A 20,421-nucleotide genomic window follows, 5' to 3' on the forward strand; every position below is an offset into this window, starting at 1 on the left:
GCGTCAGCGACGCAGCCCGAGGCGCTCGATCAGCGAGCGGTAACGCGCAACATCGACCTGCGCGACGTACTTCAGCAGCCGGCGGCGCCGGCCGACCAACAGCAGCAGTCCGCGCCGCGAGTGGTGGTCATGCTTGTGCACCTTGAGGTGCTCGGTGAGATCGATGATCCGCTTGGTCAGCAGGGCAACCTGCGCCTCGGGTGAACCGGTGTCGGTCTCATGCAGGCCGTATGAGCCCAGGATCTCTTTTTTCTGCTCGGCTGTAAGCGCCACGAAATTAACTCCATCAAATCGGTCCGCGATCAAGATTCTCGAACATGGCCGCCGCGAACTGCAGCACACGCTGGATCGCCGGAAAGTCTAGCAGTGCACGCTGCTCAGACAGAATCGCGCAGGATCGTCCTTGCCCGCTCGGTATCGGCCTCCATCGCGACCACCAGCTCCTTGACCGAGTCGAATTTCTCCTGGCCACGGATGCGTCCGACGAAGTCGACCGCGACGTGCTGGCCGTACAGGTCGGCAGTGGCGTCCAGAACAAAGGCTTCAACGGTGCGGGTACGACCCGAGAAGGTCGGATTGGTGCCGACCGACACGGCAGCCTGATACCGCTCGCCGGGTATCACCTCGCCCATCACCGGGCCATGGCCCAGCACCGTGAACCAGGCCGCGTACACGCCGTCGGCCGGAATCGCGGAGTACATCGGCGGCGCCACGTTGGCGGTAGGAAAGCCCAGCACCCGGCCGCGGCCGTCGCCACGCACCACCACACCCTCGACCCGATGTGGCCGGCCCAGCGCTTCGGCAGCCGCCACCACATCGCCTGCGTCGACACACGAGCGGATGTAGGTCGAGGAAAAGGTGACCGCGTCGTCGCGCTGGCGCTCCGGCACTTCGGAGACCAGCGACATGCCCTCGACCGCGAATCCGAACCGTTCACCGGCTTTGCGCAGCATGTCGACGTTTCCGGCCGCCTTCTTACCGAAGGTGAAGTTCTCCCCCACGACCACCTCGAGCACATGCAGGTGCTCCACGAGCAGCTCATGGATGTAGCGCTCGGGGGTGAGTTTCATGAAGTCCGAGGTGAACGGCATGACCAGGAACACGTCGACACCGAGTTCCTCGACCAGCTCGGCGCGCCTGGTCAGAGTGGTGAGCTGCGCGGGATGACTACCCGGAAACACCACTTCCATCGGATGGGGGTCGAAAGTCATCAGCACCACGGGTACTCCCCGCGATCGGCCCGACTTCACCGCATGGTTGATCAACTCCGCGTGTCCACGGTGAACACCGTCGAACACTCCGATGGTGACAACACACCTGCCCCAGTCCGTGGGGATCTCATCCTGCCCACGCCAGCGTTGCACAGAAGCAAGCCTACGACCCCACAGTCCGCTCTAGATCCCCAGACCAGGTGATGATTGCCTAAACTTCCCTACTGTGAGTCCCGACGGTAACCATCTCGACCTCTCGTCGGTTGCCCAGGACTATCTGAAAGTCATCTGGACAGCCCAGGAATGGTCACGCGAGAAGGTCAGCACCAAGCTGCTGGCCGAGCGCATCGGGGTTTCGGCGTCCACCGCGTCGGAATCCATCCGCAAGCTGGCTGACCAGGGCCTGGTCGACCATGAGAAGTACGGCGGGGTGACACTGACCGACGCAGGCCGTCGGGCCGCGCTGGCGATGGTGCGTCGGCATCGGCTGATGGAAACGTTCCTCGTGTCGGAACTGGGATACAGCTGGGACGAGGTGCACGACGAAGCCGAGATCCTTGAGCATGCGGTGTCCGACCGGATGCTCGAGGCCATCGACGCCAAACTGGGCCATCCCACCCGCGATCCCCACGGCGATCCCATCCCCGCCGCCGACGGGCAGGTGCCGACACCGCCCGCCCGGCAACTCTCGGCGTGTCAGGACGGCGATGCCGGCACGGTGGCGCGCATCTCCGACTCCGATCCGGAAATGCTGCGCTACTTCGACAGCGTCGGGATCAGTCTGGATTCACGGCTGCGGGTACTGGCTCGGCGCGATTTCGCGGGCATGATCTCGGTGGCCGTCGAGAAATCAGGGACAACCGGAGATCCCGAAGCCACCGTGGATCTGGGCAGCCCTGCCGCAGAGGCGATCTGGGTCGTCGCCAGGTAAGTAAGCGCGGCCGCCGCGTATGTGAAGCCACTGCGAAATGAGGCAGGATTTCTCGCGCACGTTGCACGCTCGCGGCTGCGATCACGACGATTCTTACCCGTGCGCCGCGACCGATTCAGCACCAGGATGACCTGTTTGTGACTGTCTCATTGCATTGGTTCCTGCCCACCTACGGCGACAGCCGGTCAATCGTCGGCGGTGGCCACGGCACACCGGCAGGAGCTGCCCACAGTGACCGCGACGCCAGCATCGACTACCTGGCCTCGATCGTGCGGGCAGCCGAGACCTTCGGATTCACCGGCGCGCTCATCCCGACCGGAGCCTGGTGCGAGGACGCGTTCATCACCGCCTCGCTTCTGGCCCGCGAGACCACCTCGCTGGCCTTCCTGGTGGCCTTTCGTCCCGGCCTCGTGAGCCCGACGCTGTCGGCGCAGATGGCCGCCACGTTCTCCCGGCACGCGCCGGGCCGCATCCTGCTCAATGTCGTGGTCGGTGGCGAGGCCCACGAGCAGCGGGCTTTCGGCGACCACCTCGACAAGGATGCCCGCTACCAGCGCTGCGATGAATTCCTCGATGTGGTGCGGCGGTTGTGGGCCGGTGAGACGGTGACCCATCGCGGTCAGTACATCGATGTCGAGGAGGCGTCGCTGGCCACCCCGCCGGTTCCGGTGCCGCCGCTGTACTTCGGCGGCAGCTCAACGGCGGCCGGACCGGTGGCGGCCCGGCACTCCGACGTCTACCTGACGTGGGGCGAGCCGCCGGAGGCGGTGCGCGCGAAGATCGACTGGATCAGGACGCTCGGTGAGGAGCAGGGACGCAAGCTGCGCTTCGGCATCCGGTTGCACACCATCTCCCGCGACAATTCCGCAGAAGCCTGGGCCCAGGCCGACCGGTTGGTGGCCGCGCTCGACGAGGAGACCGTCCGCAATGCCCAGGAGGGCCTTGCGCGCAGCCAGTCCGAGGGGCAGAAACGGATGCTGGCGTTGCACGAGGCGAACCGGCTCGACAACACCTGGAGTGATGCCCGCAGCCTCGAGATCGCGCCCAATCTGTGGTCGGGAGTCGGACTGGTGCGCGGCGGCGCGGGCACCGCCCTGGTGGGTAGCCACACCGAGGTGGCCGACCGGATCACCGAATACGCGGAGATCGGGATCGACGAGTTCATCTTCTCCGGCTACCCCCATCTGGAGGAACTGTTCTGGTTCGGCGAAGGCGTCATACCGATTCTGCGGGAGCGCGGCCTGTTCGAGGGAGGCGCCAGTGGTGCAGGGCCTGCCTCCATACCGTTCGTCGGGGCCTCCCGATGACCGATCTTGCCGGCCTTGCCCGGATCACCTCGACGGATCAGGCCCTGGTGACCGCGGCGCGGCTGTCCGCGACGTTCGCGGCCGGGGCGAGCGCGCGGGACGTCGACCGCGCGCTGCCGCACGAGCAGATTCGTGCGCTCAAGGACTCCGGACTGCTGGCATTGACCGTGCCCGTGGAGTACGGCGGACCCGACGTGCCGACCCTGGTCCTCGCCGAGGTGTTTCGCCTACTCGCACACGGTGATCCGTCACTCAGCCAGATTCCGCATTCACATTTCACGTTCCTGGAGGCGTTGCGGCTGCAGGGCACCGAGGCGCAGCAGGCGTTCTTCTATCGCCTGGTACTCGACGGCGCGCTGTTCGCCAACGCACAGTCCGAGCGTGGCCCGCACCCCATCGACGTCGATGCCACCACGCTGTTGCCCTCCGACGACGGATACGTATTGAGCGGCCGCAAGTTCTATTCGACCGGGGCACTGTTCGCCGACTGGCTGATCATCCGTGCCTCGCTGTCCGACGGCTCCGGCACGGTGCCGACCGCCGCGACACCCAAAGCCATCGCGTTCGTACCCCGCGACGCGGCCGGACTGACGATCCTCGACGACTGGGACGGTATGGGTCAGCGGACCACCGCATCCGGCACCGTCACGTTGGACAGCGTCGGCGTCCCTGCCGAGCACGTCGTGCCCTTCACCCCGATCTTCCAGCAGCCCACGCTGTATGGCGCACGGGCCCAACTGCTCCACGCCGCGATCGACGTGGGCATCGGGACCGCCGCCCTCGACGAGGGCGTGCGTCAAGCCGCCAAGGCCCGCCCGCACTTCGAGGCCGGGGTGTCCGACGCCGCCGACGACCCGACATTGGTTCAGGTCGCCGGGGAACTGACCGTGGCGGTCAGAGGTGCGCAGGCCCTGCTGGCCGAGGCCGCCCGTCAGGTCGACACTGCCCGCGCTGATCTCACCGCGGACTCTGCGGCGGCAGCCTCGATCGCGGTGGCGGTCGCCAAGGTGTCGGCCGTCCGGACCTCACTCGAGGCATCGACCACATTGTTCGAGCTCGGCGGCACCCGCAGCGCGTCGGCCACCGGAAACTTGGCCCGGTACTGGCGCGACGCCCGCACCCACACATTGCACGACGCCACCCGCTGGAAACTGCACCACGTCGGCCGCTACACCCTGTCAGGCACCAACCCCCCACGGCACGGCCAACTCTGAGGCTGCAGCCCTACAGTGTGGCCGGCCGCAACACGACGACGTTCTTGGTCCGGGCCGCGCCGTCCTGCAATAGGGCGATGACCTGTCCATCAGGTGCGGTGGCCGCGTACACGCCGTCGATGCCTGCCGGCGCCAGGGCCCTGCCGTGTCGGGTGTCCTCGGTTTCCTCGGCGGTCAGATCACGGCGCGGGAAGGCCAACAGGCAGGCCGCATCGAGGCTGTAGCTCAGCTGCGCCTGCTCGGTGAGGTCGTCGAGGATGCGTGCCTCGTCCAGGCCGTACCGACCGACCCTGGTGCGCCGCAACGCAGTCAGGTGTCCCCCGACACCCAGCGCCGTACCGACGTCGCGGGCCAGTGCCCGGATATAGGTACCCGATGAGCAGTCCACGTCGACGTCCACATCGACGAAGGGGTCGGTACGCCGGATGTCGAGCACGTCGAACCGGTCGATGCGTACGGGCCGGGCCGCCAGCTCGACGGTCTGGCCTTCGCGGGCCAGCTTGTAGGCCCGCTGGCCACCGATTTTGATGGCGCTCACCGCCGACGGGACCTGAGCGATGGCGCCGCGCAGCGCGGCAACCGCAGCCGAAATCTGATCGTCGGTCACCTGGGAAGCCGGAATTGTCTGCAGGACTTCGCCTTCGGCATCGTCGGTCGAGGTGGCCTGACCGAGCCGGATGGTGGCGGCATACGACTTGTCGGTCGCGGTCAGCAGACCGAGGATCTTGGTGGCGCGTTCGATGCCGATCACCAGTACCCCGGTGGCCATCGGATCCAGCGTGCCTGCGTGCCCGACCTTGCGGGTACCGAACAGCCGGCGGCACCTTCCCACCACATCGTGACTGGTCATTCCGGCCGGCTTGTCGACGATGACCAGGCCGGGAAGGGGTGCGGTCACAGCACGATCGCCGTCAACGTCACGCCGTCATGCACCGACCAGCGGCCTTCCAGGGCGGTCAGCGGCGGGCCGTGTTCGGCGGCCGGGTCGATCAGGATCTGCGAGCGGAAACCGCCGGCCGTACCGGAATCGTCGACGGCGAACGTGATGTGGGCATCCTCGAACCCGAGCCAGCGATGGGTCAGCGGGTACCACGCCTTATAGGTCGCTTCCTTGGCGCAGAACAGGATCCGGTCCCAATGCAGATCTCCCGGCAGCCCGCCGAGTTCCATGCGTTCGACCGGCAGGCTGATCGCGCCGAGCACACCGTCGGGTAGCACATCATGCGGTTCGGCATCGATCCCGACCGAACGGACCTCACCCACCCGACCGACGGCTGCACCGCGGAACCCCTGAGTGTGCGTCAGGCTGCCCACCACCCCGTCAGGCCAGCACGGTTCTCCCTTGTCTCCCTTGAGGATCGGGGCAGGTCCGATACCCAGCTCCCCCAGTGCCTGACGCGCACAGTAGCGCACCGTGACGAACTCGTTGCGCCGCTTGGCGACCGACCGTGCGATCAGCGGTTCTTCGTCGGGCAGCGGCACCAAATCCGGCGGGTCGTCGTATAACTCGGCCGATGCGACCTGTCCCGGCAACACCCGGCCCAACAGGGTTCCCGTCACGACCGCCTGGCCTTGATGCGGTCCTGCATCTGCTTGGCGTTGGCACGCATCTCGGCGGTGATCTCGAAATGGCCACCGAACTCGTTGAGATAGCCGGGCGCGTACTCGGGATTCGGCAGGATCTGACGCAACCAGCGATAGGGTTTGCGGCGGCGCCATTCCCGCGGATAACCGACCGAGACTTCTTCAAAGCGCACATCGTCGTACCAGGTGGTGCGCGGGATGTGCAGGTGGCCGTAGACCGAGCAGATCGCGTTGTAGCGCGTGTGCCAGTCCGCGGTCGCTGTGGTGCCGCACCACAGCGAGAATTCGGGGTAGAACATCGCCTCGCACGGTTCCCGGACCATCGGGAAGTGGTTGACGAGCACGCTCGGGGTCATCCAGTCGAGATCCTCGAGTCGCTTGCGGGTCGCGGCCACCCGATCCCGGCACCACGCGTCGCGGGTGGCATACGGCTCACAGGACAGCAGGAATTCGTCGGTGCCCACCACGTTGCGTTCCCGCGCGATGGCCAGACCCTCGGCCTTCGTGGCCGCACCCTCGGGTAGAAAGCTGTAGTCGTACAGCAGGAACATCGGGACGATGGTGGCCGGACCGCCCTGCTCGGTCCACACCGGGTACGGGTGCTCAGGGGTGATCACTCCCATCTGATCGCACATGTCGACGAGGTAGTCGTAGCGGGCCCGCCCGAAGATCTGCATCGGGTCCTTGTTGGTGGTCCAGAGCTCATGGTTGCCCGGCACCCAGATCACCTTGGCGAAGCGCTTGCGCAGCAGATCGAGCGCCCAGCGGATCTCATCTGTCCGTTCACCGACATCGCCCGCGACGATCAGCCAATCGTCGGGCGAAGCCGGATACAACGACTCCGTGACCGGCTTGTTGCCGTTATGGCCGGTGTGCAGATCGCTGATCGCCCACAGAACCGGCTGCCGGTCTCGTGACTCCTGGTCCGTCACCACAGTTGCACCACCACAACCGACCAGCCTAACCGCGCGCCGACCGGGGCAGGGTCCGGCAACTAGAACATGTTCTCATTTATGGTCGAGTCCGTGGCGGCCGACCGCTACACTCCCCGCAAGCCGGGGAACATGTCTCATTGAGTCTGCTAGGGGGTTTGATGGCCGCCAGAGTGCGCCTGCTATCAGCATTGTCTGCGCTGGTTGCGGCGGTGATCGTGGTCTGGCAGACCGGTCCGTCGGCGGGATCGGGCACTGGGGTGCTGCACCTGGACGCAACTGACCTCCCGATGACCAACGTGTCGACGACCATCAAGTGGCCGGTGATCGAAACCACAGACCCGTCCCCGTTCGACCCGTGCCGGGACATTCCGCTCGACGTGGTCCAGCGGATCGGCCTGGCGGCCACCCCGCCGACGCCCGAGGACAGCCTGCGCTGCAAGTACGACGCCGGTAACTACCAGATGGCGATCGAGGCGTTCGTGTGGCGCACGTATGACCAGACCATCCCGCCCGATGCGCTGGAGATGGACATCGACGGTCACCGGGCCGCGCAGTACTGGATCATGAAGCCCACCGACTGGAACGACCGGTGGTGGATCACCTGCATGGTCGCCTTCGAGACCAGCTACGGCGTCATCCAGCAGTCGCTGTTCTACTCGCCGATCTACTCCGAGCCCAATCCCGACTGCCTGCAGACGAACATGCAACGGGCCCACGAGTTGGCGCCCTACTACAAGTTCTGACCACTGGCGTCGGGCCGTAGCCTGGTGCGGTGACACGCTTCCGTCGCTACGCCGGTCAAACGCTGGGCCGCGTGCTCGGCCTTCCCCCGCACCAGTCCGACTACACCGTCACGCACGGATTGCGGGTTCCGATGCGCGACGGTGTCGAGCTCGTCGCCGACCATTACGCACCCAACACCGTCGCGCCTGCGGGCACCCTGCTGGTGCGGGGGCCCTACGGTCGCCGGTTCCCGTTCTCGGCGTTGTTCGCCGACGTCTACGCCGCACGCGGCTATCACGTCGTGCTGCAGAGCGTGCGTGGGACGTTCGGTTCGGGCGGCGAATTCACGCCGATGGTCCACGAGATGCGGGACGGCGCAGACACGGTGGCCTGGTTGCGCGATCAACCGTGGTTCACCGGCTCCTTCGCCACCGTCGGACTCTCCTACCTGGGGTTCACCCAGTGGGCTCTGCTGGCCGATCCTCCGCCGGAGATGAAGGCCGCTGTCATCACCGTCGGGCCGCATGACTTCAGTGCGTCGGCCTGGGGCAGCGGTTCGTTCTCACTCAACGACTTCCTGGGGTGGAGCGCCATGGTGGCCCGGCAGGAGGAACCCGGTGCGCTGAAGGCGATCGCGCGGCAGGTGCGGGGACCCGCCGAGTTGGCCCGCGCCACCGGAAAGCTGCCGATGGGAGCGGCGGGACGGGAACTGCTCGGCGCAGGCGCGCCATGGTACGAATCGTGGTTGGAGCATCCCGAACGCACCGACCCGTTCTGGGACGAATTGCGCTTCGAGGAAGCACTCCACCGTGTCGAAGTGCCGATTCTGCTGCTGAGCGGATGGCAGGACCTGTTCCTCGACCAGACGCTCGAACAGTACGAGCAGTTGCACCGGCGCGGTGTGCCCGTCGCATTGACCGTCGGTCCGTGGACCCACACCCAGTTGATGACCAAGGGTGCGCGGACCGTGATCGGGGAATCGCTGGACTGGCTCGACACCCACCTGGCCGGTCGCGGCGACACAACCCGCAGCGAGGTGCGGATTCACGTCAACGGATCGGGCTGGGTCGACCTTCCGGACTGGCCGCCGGTGATGGGTGAACACGAATTGTTTTTGCAACCGGCCGGGCGGCTGGCCGAGGCCGCACCGTCGGACACCGCGCCGGCGTCGTCGTTCACCTATGACCCGGCCGACCCGACACCGACAGTCGGTGGCCGGTTGCTGGCCGCCGAAGGCGGTTACCGTGACGACAGCGGGTTGGCGCGCCGCCCCGACGTGCTGACCTTCACCGGGGACCCGCTGCCCACCGACCTCTACGTCGTCGGCACCCCGACCGTGGAACTCGCGCACAGCTGCGACAACCCGAACCACGATGTCTTCGTCCGCGTCAGCGAGTTGGATGCCAAGGGCCGGTCCCGCAACGTCACCGACGCGTTCGTTTCGCGTCCGCAGGACTCCGGCACCATCGAACTCCAACTCGACGCCGTCGCCCACCGCTTCACGGCGGGCTCACGTATCCGGGTGATGGTGGCGGGCGGTTCGCACCCGCGGTTCGCCCGCAATCTGGGCACCGACGAACCACCGGTCTCCGGATCCCGGCTGGCTCCGGCCACCCACACCGTGCGCCACGGTGCGGGCGGCGTGTCGCGGCTGGTGCTGCCGGCCGGACCGCGTCCGCCGGGTAGCGCACCGCGAGCGTGAACGTATTGCGAAGAATCCGTTGACTTTTCGCAATACCTTCACATTGGCCGGCTAGCCGACCGCGCGACGCACCCGTCCGGCAATCTCATTCAACGTCGCCTCATCGTGTACCGGGTCACCCCACTGCCGGGCCTGCACCGGCAGATCCACCCAGCTTTTGCAGCCCCCGTACTCCGGCGCGCGGGGCAGGCGGATCGGCGGCATCGGGCTGACCTGCACCACCAGCACCGTCAGGCGGTGTCTGGGGCGGAAGTCCAGTCGGTCTGTGCGTACCGATTCAGCCGTCCAGATATGCAGCGGCGCCAGCTCGTCGATCGCTTCGGGTCGACCAACCTCAACGGCTGCAATCACTGTGGCACCCGCGCGCAACACCAGCGCGTCCTCGGTACTGTCCGCGACCGCGGCGTCGAGCAGGTCACGGTGTTCGGGGCGGACACGTTCCGCGTGGCTGTGCGCGACTGTCGGGAACAGTAGAAACCGGGACGCGTTCACCTCGAAACGCTTCTCGTGGATGCCGCCCTTGCGCAGCAGCACGGTCTGACGACCGTCGAGCAGCGCATGCACTGCGGCGCTCCACTCCTTGAGCGCCGTCACGGTCATTTCGCGGCCAGCCGGGCCCTCACCTCCGGCCGGCGCAGCGGCGGGACCGTCTTGGGTGGTTGCCGCCGTGGTGCGAGCCCGCTGAGCAACCGCATCGTGGTGGCGGTGACCTCGGCGACCGCGACCTCGAACGCATCGACATTGGCCCCGGTCGGACGGGTGATGCCGCTGACCTTACGGACGTACTGACGGGCGGCGGCCTCGATTTCTTCGTCGGTGGCGGCGGGCTCCAGCCCGCGCAGCTCGGTGATGTTCCGGCACATGTGACCACGATAGGTTGATCGAATGATTTCCGACGAGCGCTCGCGCGAGGAGCCGACCGATTCCGACGAGCGCTCGCGCGAGGAGCCGACCGATTCCGACGAGCGCTCGCGCGAGGAGCCGACCGGTGCCGTACTACTGATCGACACCACCGACCGGGTCCGCACCCTGACGTTGAATCGGCCGCAGTCCCGCAACGCGCTGTCGTCCGCGTTGCGCACCGCGTTCTACGGCGCGCTGCGCGACGCACAAGCCGACGACGACGTCGACGTGGTCATCTTGACCGGCGCTGATCCGGTGTTCTGCGCGGGTCTGGACCTCAAAGAACTGGGTGACACCACCGAGCTGCCCGACATCTCCCCGCGGTGGCCGGCGATGACCAAACCGGTCATCGGCGCCATCAACGGTGCTGCGGTCACCGGCGGTCTGGAACTCGCGCTGTACTGCGACATCCTGATCGCGTCCGAGCAGGCCCGCTTCGCCGACACCCACGCGCGGGTCGGGTTGTTACCGACGTGGGGCCTGTCCGTGCGGCTGCCGCAGAAGGTCGGTGTGGGGCTGGCCCGGCGGATGAGTCTGACCGGCGACTATCTGTCGGCCGCCGATGCCTTGCGGGCCGGGTTGGTCACCGAGGTGGTCCCCCACGACGACCTGCTCCCCGCCGCGGGCCGGGTCGCGGCCTCGATCGTCGGCAACAACCAGGCCGCCGTGCGCGCGCTGCTGGCCTCCTATCACCGCATCGATGGATCCCAGACCAATGAGGGCCTGTGGATCGAGGCAGCCTCGGCCCGGGAATGGATGAGCAGCGCCACCGGCAATGACATCGCCGCCAACCGTGATGCCGTACTGCAGCGCGGCCGCGACCAGGTGCGTTAGGCCAACGTCGGCAACACCAGGTCCCGGTACCGTTCTTTCATGGTGTCGATGACGGCGTGGCCGTCACTCGCCCAGACCTTTTCGTTGAAGATCTCGACCTCGACGTCGCCCTGGTAGCCGGCGTCGCGCACCAATGCGGTGATCGCCGCGAAGTCGATCACGCCGTCGCCCATCATGCCCCGGGACAGCAGCGGATCCGGTGTCATCGGAACCAGCCAGTCGCACACCTGGAATGAGCTGATCCGGCCCTGCACACCGGCAGCGGCGATGCCTGCGGCCAGATCGGGGTCCCACCACACGTGGAACGTGTCCACCACCACGCCCACGGACCGGGCCGGATACGGTGCGGCCAACTCCAGCGCCTGGCGCAGGGTGGAGATCACCGCCCGGTCGGCGCAGAACATCGGGTGCAGCGGCTCCAGTGCCAGCCGTACGTCGCGATCGGCTGCGTAGGGCACCAATTCCGAGAGCCGGTCCGCCAGCCGTCTGCGCGCGCCGGGGAGGTCACGGTCCGGGATACCGCCCGCGACCATCACCAGTTCACCGGTGCCCAGGGTGGCTGCCTCATCGATGGCTCTGCGGTTGTCGTCGAGCGCGCCACGCGCGTCGTCCACGCCGGTCAGGAAACCACCGCGGCACAGACTGGAAACACGAATACCACAGTCCCGCACCGCCTTTGCCGCGTTGTCGACACCCAGCTCGGCGACCCGGTCACGCCACAGACCGATGGCGGGCAGACCGGCCGCCGCCACGGCGTCGACGGCTTCGCGCAGCGACCAGGTTTTCGTCGTCATGGTGTTCAGCGACAGCCGGGTGAACGCCTCGGGCATCAGGTCACCCCGTTCACCGTGAGGTACATGCGCATTCGCTGTGCGGCCAGATCGGGGTCGGACAATAGCCCGGCCCGGTCGGCGAGGGTGAACACCTCGCACAGATGTGCCACCGAACGCCCCGACGCCAGCCCACCGACCATGGTGAATCCTGGCTGCCGCCCGTTGAGCCAGGACAGGAACGCGATGCCGGTCTTGTAGTAGTAGGTGGGTGCGGCGAAGATGTGCCGCCCGAGTGCGCGGGTAGATTCCAGGATCTCCAGGGCGCGTTCGGGATTGCCGGCATCCAGCTCCTGCAGCGCAGTCGACGCGGCCGGATATATCGCCGCGAAGATGCCCAGCAGCGCATCGGAATGCCCCTCGCCGTCGCCGACGATGAGCTCGGGATAGTTGAAATCGTCTCCGGTGTACAGCCGCACACCGGAGGGCAGCGCACGACGCAGTGCCACCTCGTGACCGGCGTCGAGCAGGGACACCTTGACCCCGTCGACCTGCCCGGCATTCGCCGCCACGAGCTCGCGGAACACCGTTGTGGCCGTGCCGATGTCGTCCGATCCCCAGTACCCGCGCAGCGCCGGGTCGAACATTTCACCCAGCCAGTGCAGGATCACGGGACGGTCCGCCTCGGCGAGCAGCGCGCCGTAGACCCTCAGGTAGTCCTCCGGCGTGGCGGCGACGCGCGCCAGCGCCCGCGACGCCATCAAAATCACCTGTGCACCGGCACCACGGACCACGTCGATCTGTTCCCGATAGGCATCGGTGATCGCCGTCAAACCTGCTGCGCCGGAGGGCACATCCTCCGGCCGGAGCTGATCGGTACCTGCGCCACAGGCGAGCCGACCGCCCACCGCGGTGGCTTCGCGTCCGGTGCGCCGGATCAGCTCACGGGTAGCCGGCCAGTCCAGACCCATACCCCGTTGCGCGGTGTCCATCGCGTCGGCCACCCCGAGACCGTAGGACCACAGCTCGTGGCGATACGCCAGCGTGGCGTCCCAGTCCAGGTCGGCGGGTGCGCCCGGACTGGTGTCGGCGAGCGGCCTCGGCACCACATGTGCTGCGCCGTAAGCGATCCTGGATCGGATCTCGGTGGAGGGCCGGCGCCAGGGGCCCGGCTCACCGAGCTGATGGCGCCGCAGGCCGTCGTCGCCGGGAAGATCGACGGAGATGTCCGTCGCAAGTCCGGTCGCGTGGCTGCTCACAGGACGATCTTCGGCACTTCGATACGGCGTCCCTCAGCCGAGCTGCGCAGTCCCAATTCGGCCAACTGCACCCCGCGCGCCGCCGACAACAGCCCGAACCGGTGCTGCCTGCCCGCCACCGCATCCCGGAGGAACTCTTCCCACTGCAGTTTGAAGCCGTTGTCTTCCTCGGCGTTGGCCGGCACCTCCAGCCACTGGTCGCGGAACTTCTCGGTCGCCGGGATATCGGGGTTCCACACCGGTTTCGGCGTGTGGGACCGCTGCTGGGCGACACAGCGCCGCAGGCCCGCGACGGCCGAGCCGTGCGTTCCGTCGATCTGGAATTCCACCAGCTCGTCGCGGTAGACCCGGACCGCCCAGGACGAGTTGATCTGCGCGATGATGCCGCCCTCGATTTCGAAGATGCCGTAGGCGGCGTCGTCCGCGGTGGCGGTGTAAGGCTCGCCGGCCTCATCCCACCGGGTCGGAATGTGGGTGACGGATCGGGCGGTGACCGCCCGGACCGACCCGAGCAGCCCTTCCATGACGTAATTCCAGTGACAGAACATGTCGACCGTGATGCCGCCACCGTCCTTGGTGCGGTAATTCCAACTCGGGCGTTGGGCCGGCTGACCGTCGCCCTCGAACACCCAGTACCCGAACTCACCCCGCAGCGACAGGATGCGTCCGAAGAAGCCCTCATCGACCAGTCGCCGGAGTTTGACCAGGCCGGGTAGGTACAGCTTGTCGTGCACCACCCCGGCGACGACACCGGAATTTTCTGCCATCCGTGCGAGTTCGACTGCCTCCGAGAATGTCTCGGCGGTCGGCTTCTCGGTGTATACGTGTTTGCCCGCCTTGATCGCCGCGGTCAGCGCCTCCACGCGGCGCGAAGTCACCTGAGAGTCGAAGTACACGTCGACGGTCGGGTCGGCGATCACCGACGCGACGTCGGTGGTCCAGTGCTCGATGTCGTGCGCCGCGGCGAGTTCGGCTAGCTTGTCGGCGTTGCGCCCGACCAGGATCGGCTCGACGTCCACCCGGGTGCCGTCATCGAGCACCAGACCCGTGTCCCGCAACGGCATGATGGATCGAAGCAGGTGTTGGCGGTAACCCATCCGCCCGGTAACGCCGTTCATGGCAATGCGCAGTGTTGTCATCGAGGAAACCTCTGTCTTGAGCCGGCGTACCGGCGAGTGCTGTCGATGGAGTTGCATCGCCACCCACCCGGCAAAGAGGAGTCGGCGATGTCAGCACTTCGGAATGCGCTTTCCACGGTAAGCTGTCCGAACAATCCGGTCAAGCCCGGCCGGAACCGCAACATGGGAGTGCGCTGATGGCCGCGGTGAGATTGCAGGATGTGGCCACGCGGGCGGGGGTGTCACAGGCCACCGCGTCACGCGTGCTCAACGGCTCGACCCGGGTGCCGGGCGAAGGCGTGGCCGACCGCGTCCGCGCGGCTGCCCGCGAGTTGGGCTACGTCCCGAACGCCCAGGCCCAAGCGCTGGCGCGGGCGTCCACCGGACTACTCGGCCTGATCGTGCACGACATCGCCGACCCCTACTTCTCCTCCATCGCGCGCGGCGTGCAGACCGCAGCCCGCGCGGCCCGCAAGCAGGTATTGCTGGCCAGCACCGACCGCGACTTCGACATCGAACGGGACTCGGTCAGCACGTTCATCGCCCAGCGTGCCGACGCGATCGTGCTGGCCGGCTCGCGCCAGAGTGGTGACCTCGATCGCGAATTGGAAAGCGAGTTCGGCACCTACCGCGCCAATGGCGGCAGACTGGTCGTGATCGGCCAGCCACTGGCGTTCGGCGGCGCCGTCGAACTCGAAAACCACTTCTCCTCAGGAGAATTGGCCGAGTCGCTGATAGCGGCCGGACATCGGCAGTTCGCGATCATCTCGGGCCCGGGCAGCATCCGTACGGCCGTCGACCGCCGCAACGGGTTTGTCGAGGCGCTCGGTAGGCACGGGCTCACCCCGCTGGTCGAGGTGTCGGGCGAGTTCACCCGCGACGGCGGCTATGCGGCGGCACGCCGGCTGGCCGCGGCGCTCGACCTGGAACCGGGCGCCGCGGCGGTCCCGGTCTGCGTTTTCGCCGTCACCGACGTGATGGCGATCGGGGCCATCGCGGCCTGGCGAGATCTCGGTCTTTCGATCCCCGCAGATCTGTGTGTCGCGGGGTTCGACGACATCCCGACCCTGCGCGATCACACCCCGAGCCTCACCACCGTGGCACTGCCCCTCGAAGAGATCGGGGTATGCGCCGTCGAGCTGGCGCTGCGCCCCGAAAATGACGACAAGCTGCGGGAACGCGTCGGCGGGCGCGTGGTGCTACGCGACAGCACACGCTTGCGCTGACGGAATCCGACGCCGCACCGTTGACAGTGTGCGCTGGGTCACGTTAGGGTCGGGACGCTTCGGAAAGCGCATTCCCAATCGGGCCCACGGGCCCGTGCCACTGCGAACATCTAGGACTCTCCATGGCGGTAACCGCTTCGGCCGGCCCGCGCCCCGGGGCTCCCACCTCGGGGTCGGGCTCGCCACGACCTACCCGGTTCAGGGGGCCGACCTTTTCCGCTCGCCGCACGGCGGCGAGCCTGTGGCGCCCGTTGGTGCTCGTCGCCGCACTCCTCGTCGCCTGGTGGGCGGTCACCGCAACGGAACTCGTCGCGCCCTACATCCTGCCGTCGCCAGGTGACACCTGGCGCACCGCGCAGGAGAACGCGGCCTACCTGGCCGAGAACACCTGGGTGACCACCTGGGAGACGGTGATCGGCTTCCTCATCGCCGCGGTGGTCGGCGAATTCGTGGCGGTGATGATGGTCTACTCGGCGAGCCTCGAGAAGACCGTGTACCCCCTGATCCTGTTCGCCCAGGTGGTTCCCAAAATCGCGATCGCACCGCTGTTCATCGTGTGGCTGGGGTTCGGCCCGTCCCCCAAGATCCTGATCGCGGTGCTGATGGCGTTCTTCCCGATCGTCATCTCCGGTCTTGCCGGCCTGCGGTCGGTGGACCCCGAGATCCTGGAGTTGACCTCCACCATGGGCGCCAGCCGGTTCAAGACGTTCATGAAGATCCGGTTCCCGGCGTCCCTGCCGCAGCTGATGTCCGGGCTCAAGGTGGCGGCCACCCTCGCCGTCACCGGCGCAGTGGTCGGCGAGTTCGTCGGCGCCAACGAGGGACTCGGCTATGTCATCCTCCAGGCCAACGGGAATGTCGACACCGCAATGTTGTTCGCGGCGCTGATCATCATGTCCGTTCTGGGCATCGTGTTGTTCGCGATCATCGAAATCGCCGAGAAACTGCTCATCCCGTGGCATTCGTCGCGTCGTATCACCAAGTCCGCAACCTCCGCCTGACTCATCGACCGCTAGGAGCCACGAGCAATGACATTCTCTCGACGCGTGCTGATCGCCGGTACCGCCGCGATGCTGGCACTGGCCGGCTGCGGGGGTGGCGGCGACGAAAAGTCGCCCGCCGCTGACGGTTCCGGTACGCCTACCACCCTGATGCTGAACTGGTACCCCTACGGTGAGCACGCCCCGTTCTATTACGGAGTGTCCGAGGGCATTTTCGCCAAGCACGGCATCGACCTGACCATCGACGCGGGCCAGGGCTCCACGAAGACCACGCAGGCGGTCGGGTCCCAACAGGTCGATTTCGGGTGGGCCGACACCCCGGCGGTGCTGAGCAATATCGACAAGGGCGTCCAAGTCAGGAGCACGGGAGTGTTCCTGCAGACCACGCCCTCCTCGGTGCAGGTGTTCGCCGACTCCGGCATCAATGAACCGAAGGATCTGGCCGGGCGCACCATCGCGGTATCGGCGGGCGATGCCCCCACCACCACGTTCCCCATCTATCTCGACAAGGTCGGGGTGCCCGCCGACCAGGTGACCCAGCAGAGCCTCGATGCCGCAGGCAAGATGGCCGCCATGCTGTCCGGCCGCGTCGACGGCCTGATCGGTTTCGCGCACGACCAGGGCCCGACCGTGGCGAACAAGAGCGGGCGCGAGGTGCGCTACCTGCGCTATTCCGATGCCGGCCTGAACTTCTACAGCAACGGGCTGATCGCCAACACCGCCACGATCGCTGACAACCCCGAACTGGTGCAGTCGATGGTGGACGCGACCAGTGAGGCGTTCGCAGCCGCAGCCGCCAACCCGGACGCCGCGGTCGACGCGATGGCGGGCAAGGATCCGCAGCTGCCACCGCGCGAGGTCCTGCTCGAACAGTGGCAGCAGACCATCCCCTTGCTGTCCACCCCCGCGACTGCCAACCAGGCTCCCGGCACCAACGCCGAGGAGGACTGGACCACCACGATCACCACACTGACCGACGCCGGGCTGCTGAAATCCGCGAAAGCTCCAGGCGAGTACTGGGATTCGTCATTCGCCCCGAAGCCCCAGCCGTAGGAAGGCCAGAGGACATGACCACTGCCACCATCTCTGCACCGAGGACCGCCGTGACCGACGAAGCCTCCGATACCATCGCGATCGAGAACCTGACCGTCACGTTCGTTTCCAAACGTGCGACCGTGACCGCGCTGGAGAACATCGACCTGCGGGTCTCCGACGGCGAATTCGTGTCGATCGCGGGGCCGTCCGGGTGCGGCAAGTCGACGCTGCTCAAGGTCGTCGCCGGCTTGACCGATGCGACATCGGGTGACGTACGTCTGCGCGGCAACCGGGTTCGGGGCCCGCAGCGGGAGATCGGCTACGTGTTCCAGCGCGCGGCATTGCTGGAATGGCGCTCGGTGCGTAAGAACATCCTGCTGCAAGCCGAGATGCGGGGCATGCCCCGACAGGCCGCCGCGCGACGCTGCGACTATCTGATCGAGATGACGGGTCTGAGCGGATTCGAGAACGCACTCCCCCATGAGCTTTCCGGCGGTATGCAGCAACGGGTTTCATTGTGTCGCGCGCTTCTGCACGAACCCGATGTACTGCTGATGGACGAACCCTTCGGCGCGCTGGATGCGCTGACGCGCGAGAAGATGAACGTTGAACTGCACCGGATCTGGCGCGAAACCGGAACCACCGTCGTGCTGGTGACGCACTCCGTCGCCGAGGCCGTCTATCTGGCCAACCGGGTGGTGGTGATGAGTCCCAGGCCGGGCCGGATCGTCGAGACGCTCGATGTCGACCTTCCCGCCGAACGCGATTACGCCGAAACCATGGAGCGCCCGGAGTTCATCCGGGTGGCCAACCGCGTCCGAGACCTGCTGGGCAGCTCCACCGCCGCCGACTGACGGCGCCGCTCAGTCGGTGAGCCAGCCGGTTCCGGTCTGATCGACGGCGAGCTCCTCGACGCTCATCCCGTCGACCAGCCGATCCAGCGCGCCGATCATCATGGCGCAGTCACGAGCGGGATGCTCGGCCGGGCAGCGCAGGGCGTGAACGAGGAACAGCTGCGCCCCCTGCGCCTGTGCGATGACGCGATCAAGCTCGTCGATCTGCTCGCGGACGGTCTGGCGCCACTGGTCGCTCGGCGCGTCGAGTACGGCCGCGGCGGTATCCAACGGCAGGCCCAGCCGGTGGATGATCTTGAGCAGCGCGAGGCGGCGCAGTTCCTCGGGGCCGTACATCCGCCGCCCGGCTCGACGCATCGTCGGGGACACCAGCCCACGCTCGTCGTAGTACCGCAAAGCAGAAGGACTCATCTGCAGCCGCGCGGCCGCCTCACCGATCGAGATCACGTCCATGCCCACATTTGACTTCAACCCGGGTTGAACCGGCAAGGTCTACCTATGAGCGATTCGTCGTCTCCACTTGCGGTCAACCATCACGCCGACCATCCCGGCTTCGCCGGGCCGACAGCTATCCTGTGCGGCCTGGTGTTCCTGCTCGCCGGACGGGCCAAGGCCAAGTTGGCGGTGGAACTGGCCGACGTCTCGGCCGGTGATCACGTCGTGGACGTCGGCTGCGGGCCCGGCACCGCCGCCCGGAGAGCAGCAGGCCGCGGCGCGCGGGTGACCGGCGTAGACCCGTCCACCGCACTGCTTCGCCTGGCCCGCGCCCTCACCCCCAAGCGTGCCGGCATCACCTGGAGTGAAGGCACCGCGGAAGATCTGCCGGTCGCCGACCGGACCGCGACGGTGGTGTGGGCGCTGGCGACGGTGCACCACTGGAAGGACGTCGACAAAGCGGTTGCCGAGGCACACCGCGTGCTGAGCGCCGGCGGGCTGCTGATCGCCGTCGAGCGTCAGTCCCCACCCGGCGCCACCGGGCTGGCCAGCCACGGCTGGATCCAGCAGCAAGCCGAGTCCTTTGCCGCCCTGTGCCGCAGCGCGGGTTTTGACAAGGTGGCCGTGACCCCGAGCGGGAACGGCCGCCAAGCCGTGTGGGTGGTTACCGGCGCGCGCCGGTAACCACCCCTCGCCGAGTGTGCGGCTCGGTGGCCCGCCACGCCGTGCGGCACCGGTATTTTCCGCACGCTCGCGCAGAGGATGTCCAATTTTCACCGTCGTCTGATGGCTCCAGAAGTCTGCTTTCCCAACATATTCCGCTGTCGTCGAAGCCACTTGACGGCGCACCGGCCACCTTGAGATCAGTGTGACGGTTGACACCTTCGGCCACTCCGGCTAGTTTTTGCATATTGGCCAGTCAAAATACTGAAGGGAGGCCGACATCCAGGCCGACACCGGACAGCCCCGCTCCCACTGCGTCGTCCCACTACGCTGGAGGGACCTGGACCACCAGGGGCACGTCTATCACGCGACACTGTTGACATTGCTGGACGAAGCACGGACACAATGGATTTCGCAGGTACTCCGTTCGGAGGTGCCCGACTCCTACGTCGTCGCCCGAATCGAACTCGACTATCGCCGCGAACTGCGCAAGGAAGATGACGCGGTAGCGGTGACCTTCTCCGTCAACCGGGTCGGCAACACCAGCCTGACACTCGACGAGCAGGTCCGGTCCCAGGCCAGCGGGGCCCACATCGCCGAGGCAAAAGCCACGATCGTCTTCTGGGATCGAGCATCTCGATCCCCGCGTCCGATGACATCTGCTGAGCGCCAGTGCATTTCGACTTCGCACTCGCAGAGCTGACCCTGCACATTCC

At 67.0% G+C, this 20,421-nt stretch carries 23 protein-coding genes; 12 read left to right on the plus strand and 11 right to left on the minus strand.

Translation table 11 applies throughout. The features are described from left to right. Positions 1–3: 3 nt before the first annotated feature. Together rpsO and M1247_RS09700 are read right to left on the minus strand one after the other, a co-directional pair. Positions 4–273 carry a 30S ribosomal protein S15 gene (gene rpsO, locus M1247_RS09695; protein ID WP_317156058.1) on the minus strand — a complete coding sequence of 90 codons (270 nt, stop codon included), beginning with the start codon at positions 271–273 and terminating at the stop codon, positions 4–6. A gap of 104 nt (positions 274–377) precedes the next feature. Continuing rightward, a complete protein-coding gene (locus M1247_RS09700; RefSeq protein WP_317156059.1) occupies positions 378–1,364 on the minus strand; it encodes a bifunctional riboflavin kinase/FAD synthetase in 987 nt (328 codons plus the stop codon). 73 nt (positions 1,365–1,437) lie between these two features. On the opposite strand from M1247_RS09700, the gene mntR reads away from it, so the two are divergent. From mntR to M1247_RS09715, 3 genes are all read left to right on the plus strand, one after another. Then, on the plus strand, positions 1,438–2,142 hold the full coding sequence (gene mntR, locus M1247_RS09705) for a manganese-binding transcriptional regulator MntR (protein WP_317156060.1): 705 nt from the start codon (positions 1,438–1,440) through the stop codon (positions 2,140–2,142). Between the two features lie 137 nt (positions 2,143–2,279). Further along, positions 2,280–3,449 (plus strand): LLM class flavin-dependent oxidoreductase, encoded by a 1,170-nt coding sequence (locus tag M1247_RS09710; RefSeq protein WP_317156061.1) that lies wholly within the window; start codon positions 2,280–2,282, stop codon positions 3,447–3,449. Next, positions 3,446–4,663, plus strand: a complete 1,218-nt coding sequence (locus tag M1247_RS09715; RefSeq protein WP_317156062.1) for an SfnB family sulfur acquisition oxidoreductase — start codon at positions 3,446–3,448, stop codon at positions 4,661–4,663. The genes M1247_RS09710 and M1247_RS09715 overlap by 4 nt, the downstream gene beginning before the upstream one ends. A 10-nt stretch (positions 4,664–4,673) precedes the next feature. Here the strand turns inward: M1247_RS09715 and truB are convergent, their stop codons facing one another. The 3 genes from truB to M1247_RS09730 are packed head-to-tail and all read right to left on the minus strand — an operon-like array spanning position 4,674 to position 7,182. After that, a complete protein-coding gene (gene truB / locus M1247_RS09720; RefSeq protein WP_317156063.1) occupies positions 4,674–5,561 on the minus strand; it encodes a tRNA pseudouridine(55) synthase TruB in 888 nt (295 codons plus the stop codon). Next, entirely contained in the window at positions 5,558–6,223 is a 666-nt protein-coding gene (gene pptT / locus M1247_RS09725) for a 4'-phosphopantetheinyl transferase PptT (RefSeq protein WP_317156064.1), read from the minus strand. Before pptT ends, truB begins: the two co-directional genes overlap by 4 nt. Beyond that, positions 6,220–7,182, minus strand: coding sequence for an ACP phosphodiesterase PptH (locus M1247_RS09730; protein WP_317156065.1), 963 nt, complete (start codon positions 7,180–7,182; stop codon positions 6,220–6,222). The genes pptT and M1247_RS09730 overlap by 4 nt, the downstream gene beginning before the upstream one ends. 158 nt (positions 7,183–7,340) lie before the next feature. On the opposite strand from M1247_RS09730, the gene M1247_RS09735 reads away from it, so the two are divergent. Then, positions 7,341–7,925, plus strand: coding sequence for a DUF3558 domain-containing protein (locus M1247_RS09735; RefSeq protein WP_317156066.1), 585 nt, complete (start codon positions 7,341–7,343; stop codon positions 7,923–7,925). Between the two features lie 29 nt (positions 7,926–7,954). Further along, positions 7,955–9,607 (plus strand): CocE/NonD family hydrolase, encoded by a 1,653-nt coding sequence (locus M1247_RS09740; RefSeq protein ID WP_317156067.1) that lies wholly within the window; start codon positions 7,955–7,957, stop codon positions 9,605–9,607. Between the two features lie 51 nt (positions 9,608–9,658). Here the strand turns inward: M1247_RS09740 and M1247_RS09745 are convergent, their stop codons facing one another. Both M1247_RS09745 and M1247_RS09750 read right to left on the minus strand, forming a co-directional pair. After that, positions 9,659–10,207, minus strand: coding sequence for a DUF1802 family protein (locus M1247_RS09745; protein ID WP_317156068.1), 549 nt, complete (start codon positions 10,205–10,207; stop codon positions 9,659–9,661). Next, complete coding sequence (locus M1247_RS09750) at positions 10,204–10,470, minus strand: DUF2277 domain-containing protein (RefSeq protein ID WP_317156069.1); 267 nt, start codon at positions 10,468–10,470, stop codon at positions 10,204–10,206. Before M1247_RS09750 ends, M1247_RS09745 begins: the two co-directional genes overlap by 4 nt. A gap of 22 nt (positions 10,471–10,492) precedes the next feature. Here M1247_RS09750 and M1247_RS09755 point away from each other — a divergent pair, with 22 nt between their 5' ends. Beyond that, on the plus strand, positions 10,493–11,344 hold the full coding sequence (locus M1247_RS09755) for an enoyl-CoA hydratase (protein ID WP_317156070.1): 852 nt from the start codon (positions 10,493–10,495) through the stop codon (positions 11,342–11,344). On the opposite strand, the gene M1247_RS09760 is transcribed toward M1247_RS09755, so the two are convergent. Genes M1247_RS09760 through M1247_RS09770 form a run of 3 tightly spaced genes read right to left on the minus strand, consistent with a single transcriptional unit; the run spans position 11,341 to position 14,512 of the window. Beyond that, positions 11,341–12,174 (minus strand): sugar phosphate isomerase/epimerase family protein, encoded by an 834-nt coding sequence (locus tag M1247_RS09760; protein WP_317156071.1) that lies wholly within the window; start codon positions 12,172–12,174, stop codon positions 11,341–11,343. The two genes, M1247_RS09755 and M1247_RS09760, sit on opposite strands and share 4 nt — an antisense overlap. Beyond that, the gene (locus M1247_RS09765; RefSeq protein WP_317156072.1) at positions 12,174–13,373 is read right to left on the minus strand and encodes a dihydrodipicolinate synthase family protein; all 1,200 of its coding nucleotides are present in this window, start codon (positions 13,371–13,373) and stop codon (positions 12,174–12,176) included. Before M1247_RS09765 ends, M1247_RS09760 begins: the two co-directional genes overlap by 1 nt. After that, positions 13,370–14,512 carry a Gfo/Idh/MocA family protein gene (locus tag M1247_RS09770; RefSeq protein ID WP_317156073.1) on the minus strand — a complete coding sequence of 381 codons (1,143 nt, stop codon included), beginning with the start codon at positions 14,510–14,512 and terminating at the stop codon, positions 13,370–13,372. Before M1247_RS09770 ends, M1247_RS09765 begins: the two co-directional genes overlap by 4 nt. A gap of 176 nt (positions 14,513–14,688) precedes the next feature. Here M1247_RS09770 and M1247_RS09775 point away from each other — a divergent pair, with 176 nt between their 5' ends. The 4 genes from M1247_RS09775 (at position 14,689) to M1247_RS09790 (ending at position 18,607) form a co-directional block, all read left to right on the plus strand. Then, positions 14,689–15,717: a LacI family DNA-binding transcriptional regulator gene (locus M1247_RS09775; RefSeq protein ID WP_317156074.1), complete on the plus strand. Its 1,029-nt coding sequence runs from the start codon at positions 14,689–14,691 to the stop codon at positions 15,715–15,717. A 122-nt stretch (positions 15,718–15,839) separates the two neighbouring features. Next, the gene (locus M1247_RS09780; RefSeq protein WP_317156075.1) at positions 15,840–16,718 is read left to right on the plus strand and encodes an ABC transporter permease; all 879 of its coding nucleotides are present in this window, start codon (positions 15,840–15,842) and stop codon (positions 16,716–16,718) included. Between the two features lie 27 nt (positions 16,719–16,745). Then, the gene (locus M1247_RS09785; RefSeq protein ID WP_317156076.1) at positions 16,746–17,771 is read left to right on the plus strand and encodes an ABC transporter substrate-binding protein; all 1,026 of its coding nucleotides are present in this window, start codon (positions 16,746–16,748) and stop codon (positions 17,769–17,771) included. Between the two features lie 14 nt (positions 17,772–17,785). Continuing rightward, positions 17,786–18,607 carry an ABC transporter ATP-binding protein gene (locus M1247_RS09790; RefSeq protein ID WP_317156077.1) on the plus strand — a complete coding sequence of 274 codons (822 nt, stop codon included), beginning with the start codon at positions 17,786–17,788 and terminating at the stop codon, positions 18,605–18,607. A gap of 9 nt (positions 18,608–18,616) precedes the next feature. On the opposite strand, the gene M1247_RS09795 is transcribed toward M1247_RS09790, so the two are convergent. Further along, on the minus strand, positions 18,617–19,060 hold the full coding sequence (locus M1247_RS09795) for a MerR family transcriptional regulator (protein WP_317156078.1): 444 nt from the start codon (positions 19,058–19,060) through the stop codon (positions 18,617–18,619). 45 nt (positions 19,061–19,105) lie between these two features. Here M1247_RS09795 and M1247_RS09800 point away from each other — a divergent pair, with 45 nt between their 5' ends. Beyond that, a complete protein-coding gene (locus M1247_RS09800) occupies positions 19,106–19,726 on the plus strand; it encodes a class I SAM-dependent methyltransferase (protein WP_317156079.1) in 621 nt (206 codons plus the stop codon). Positions 19,727–19,985: 259 nt separating this feature from the next. Beyond that, positions 19,986–20,408 carry an acyl-CoA thioesterase gene (locus M1247_RS09805; protein ID WP_317156191.1) on the plus strand — a complete coding sequence of 141 codons (423 nt, stop codon included), beginning with the start codon at positions 19,986–19,988 and terminating at the stop codon, positions 20,406–20,408. The last annotated feature ends 13 nt before the right edge of the window (positions 20,409–20,421 follow it).

Source organism: Mycobacterium appelbergii, assembly GCF_032883035.1.
GTDB lineage: Bacteria > Actinomycetota > Actinomycetes > Mycobacteriales > Mycobacteriaceae > Mycobacterium > Mycobacterium appelbergii.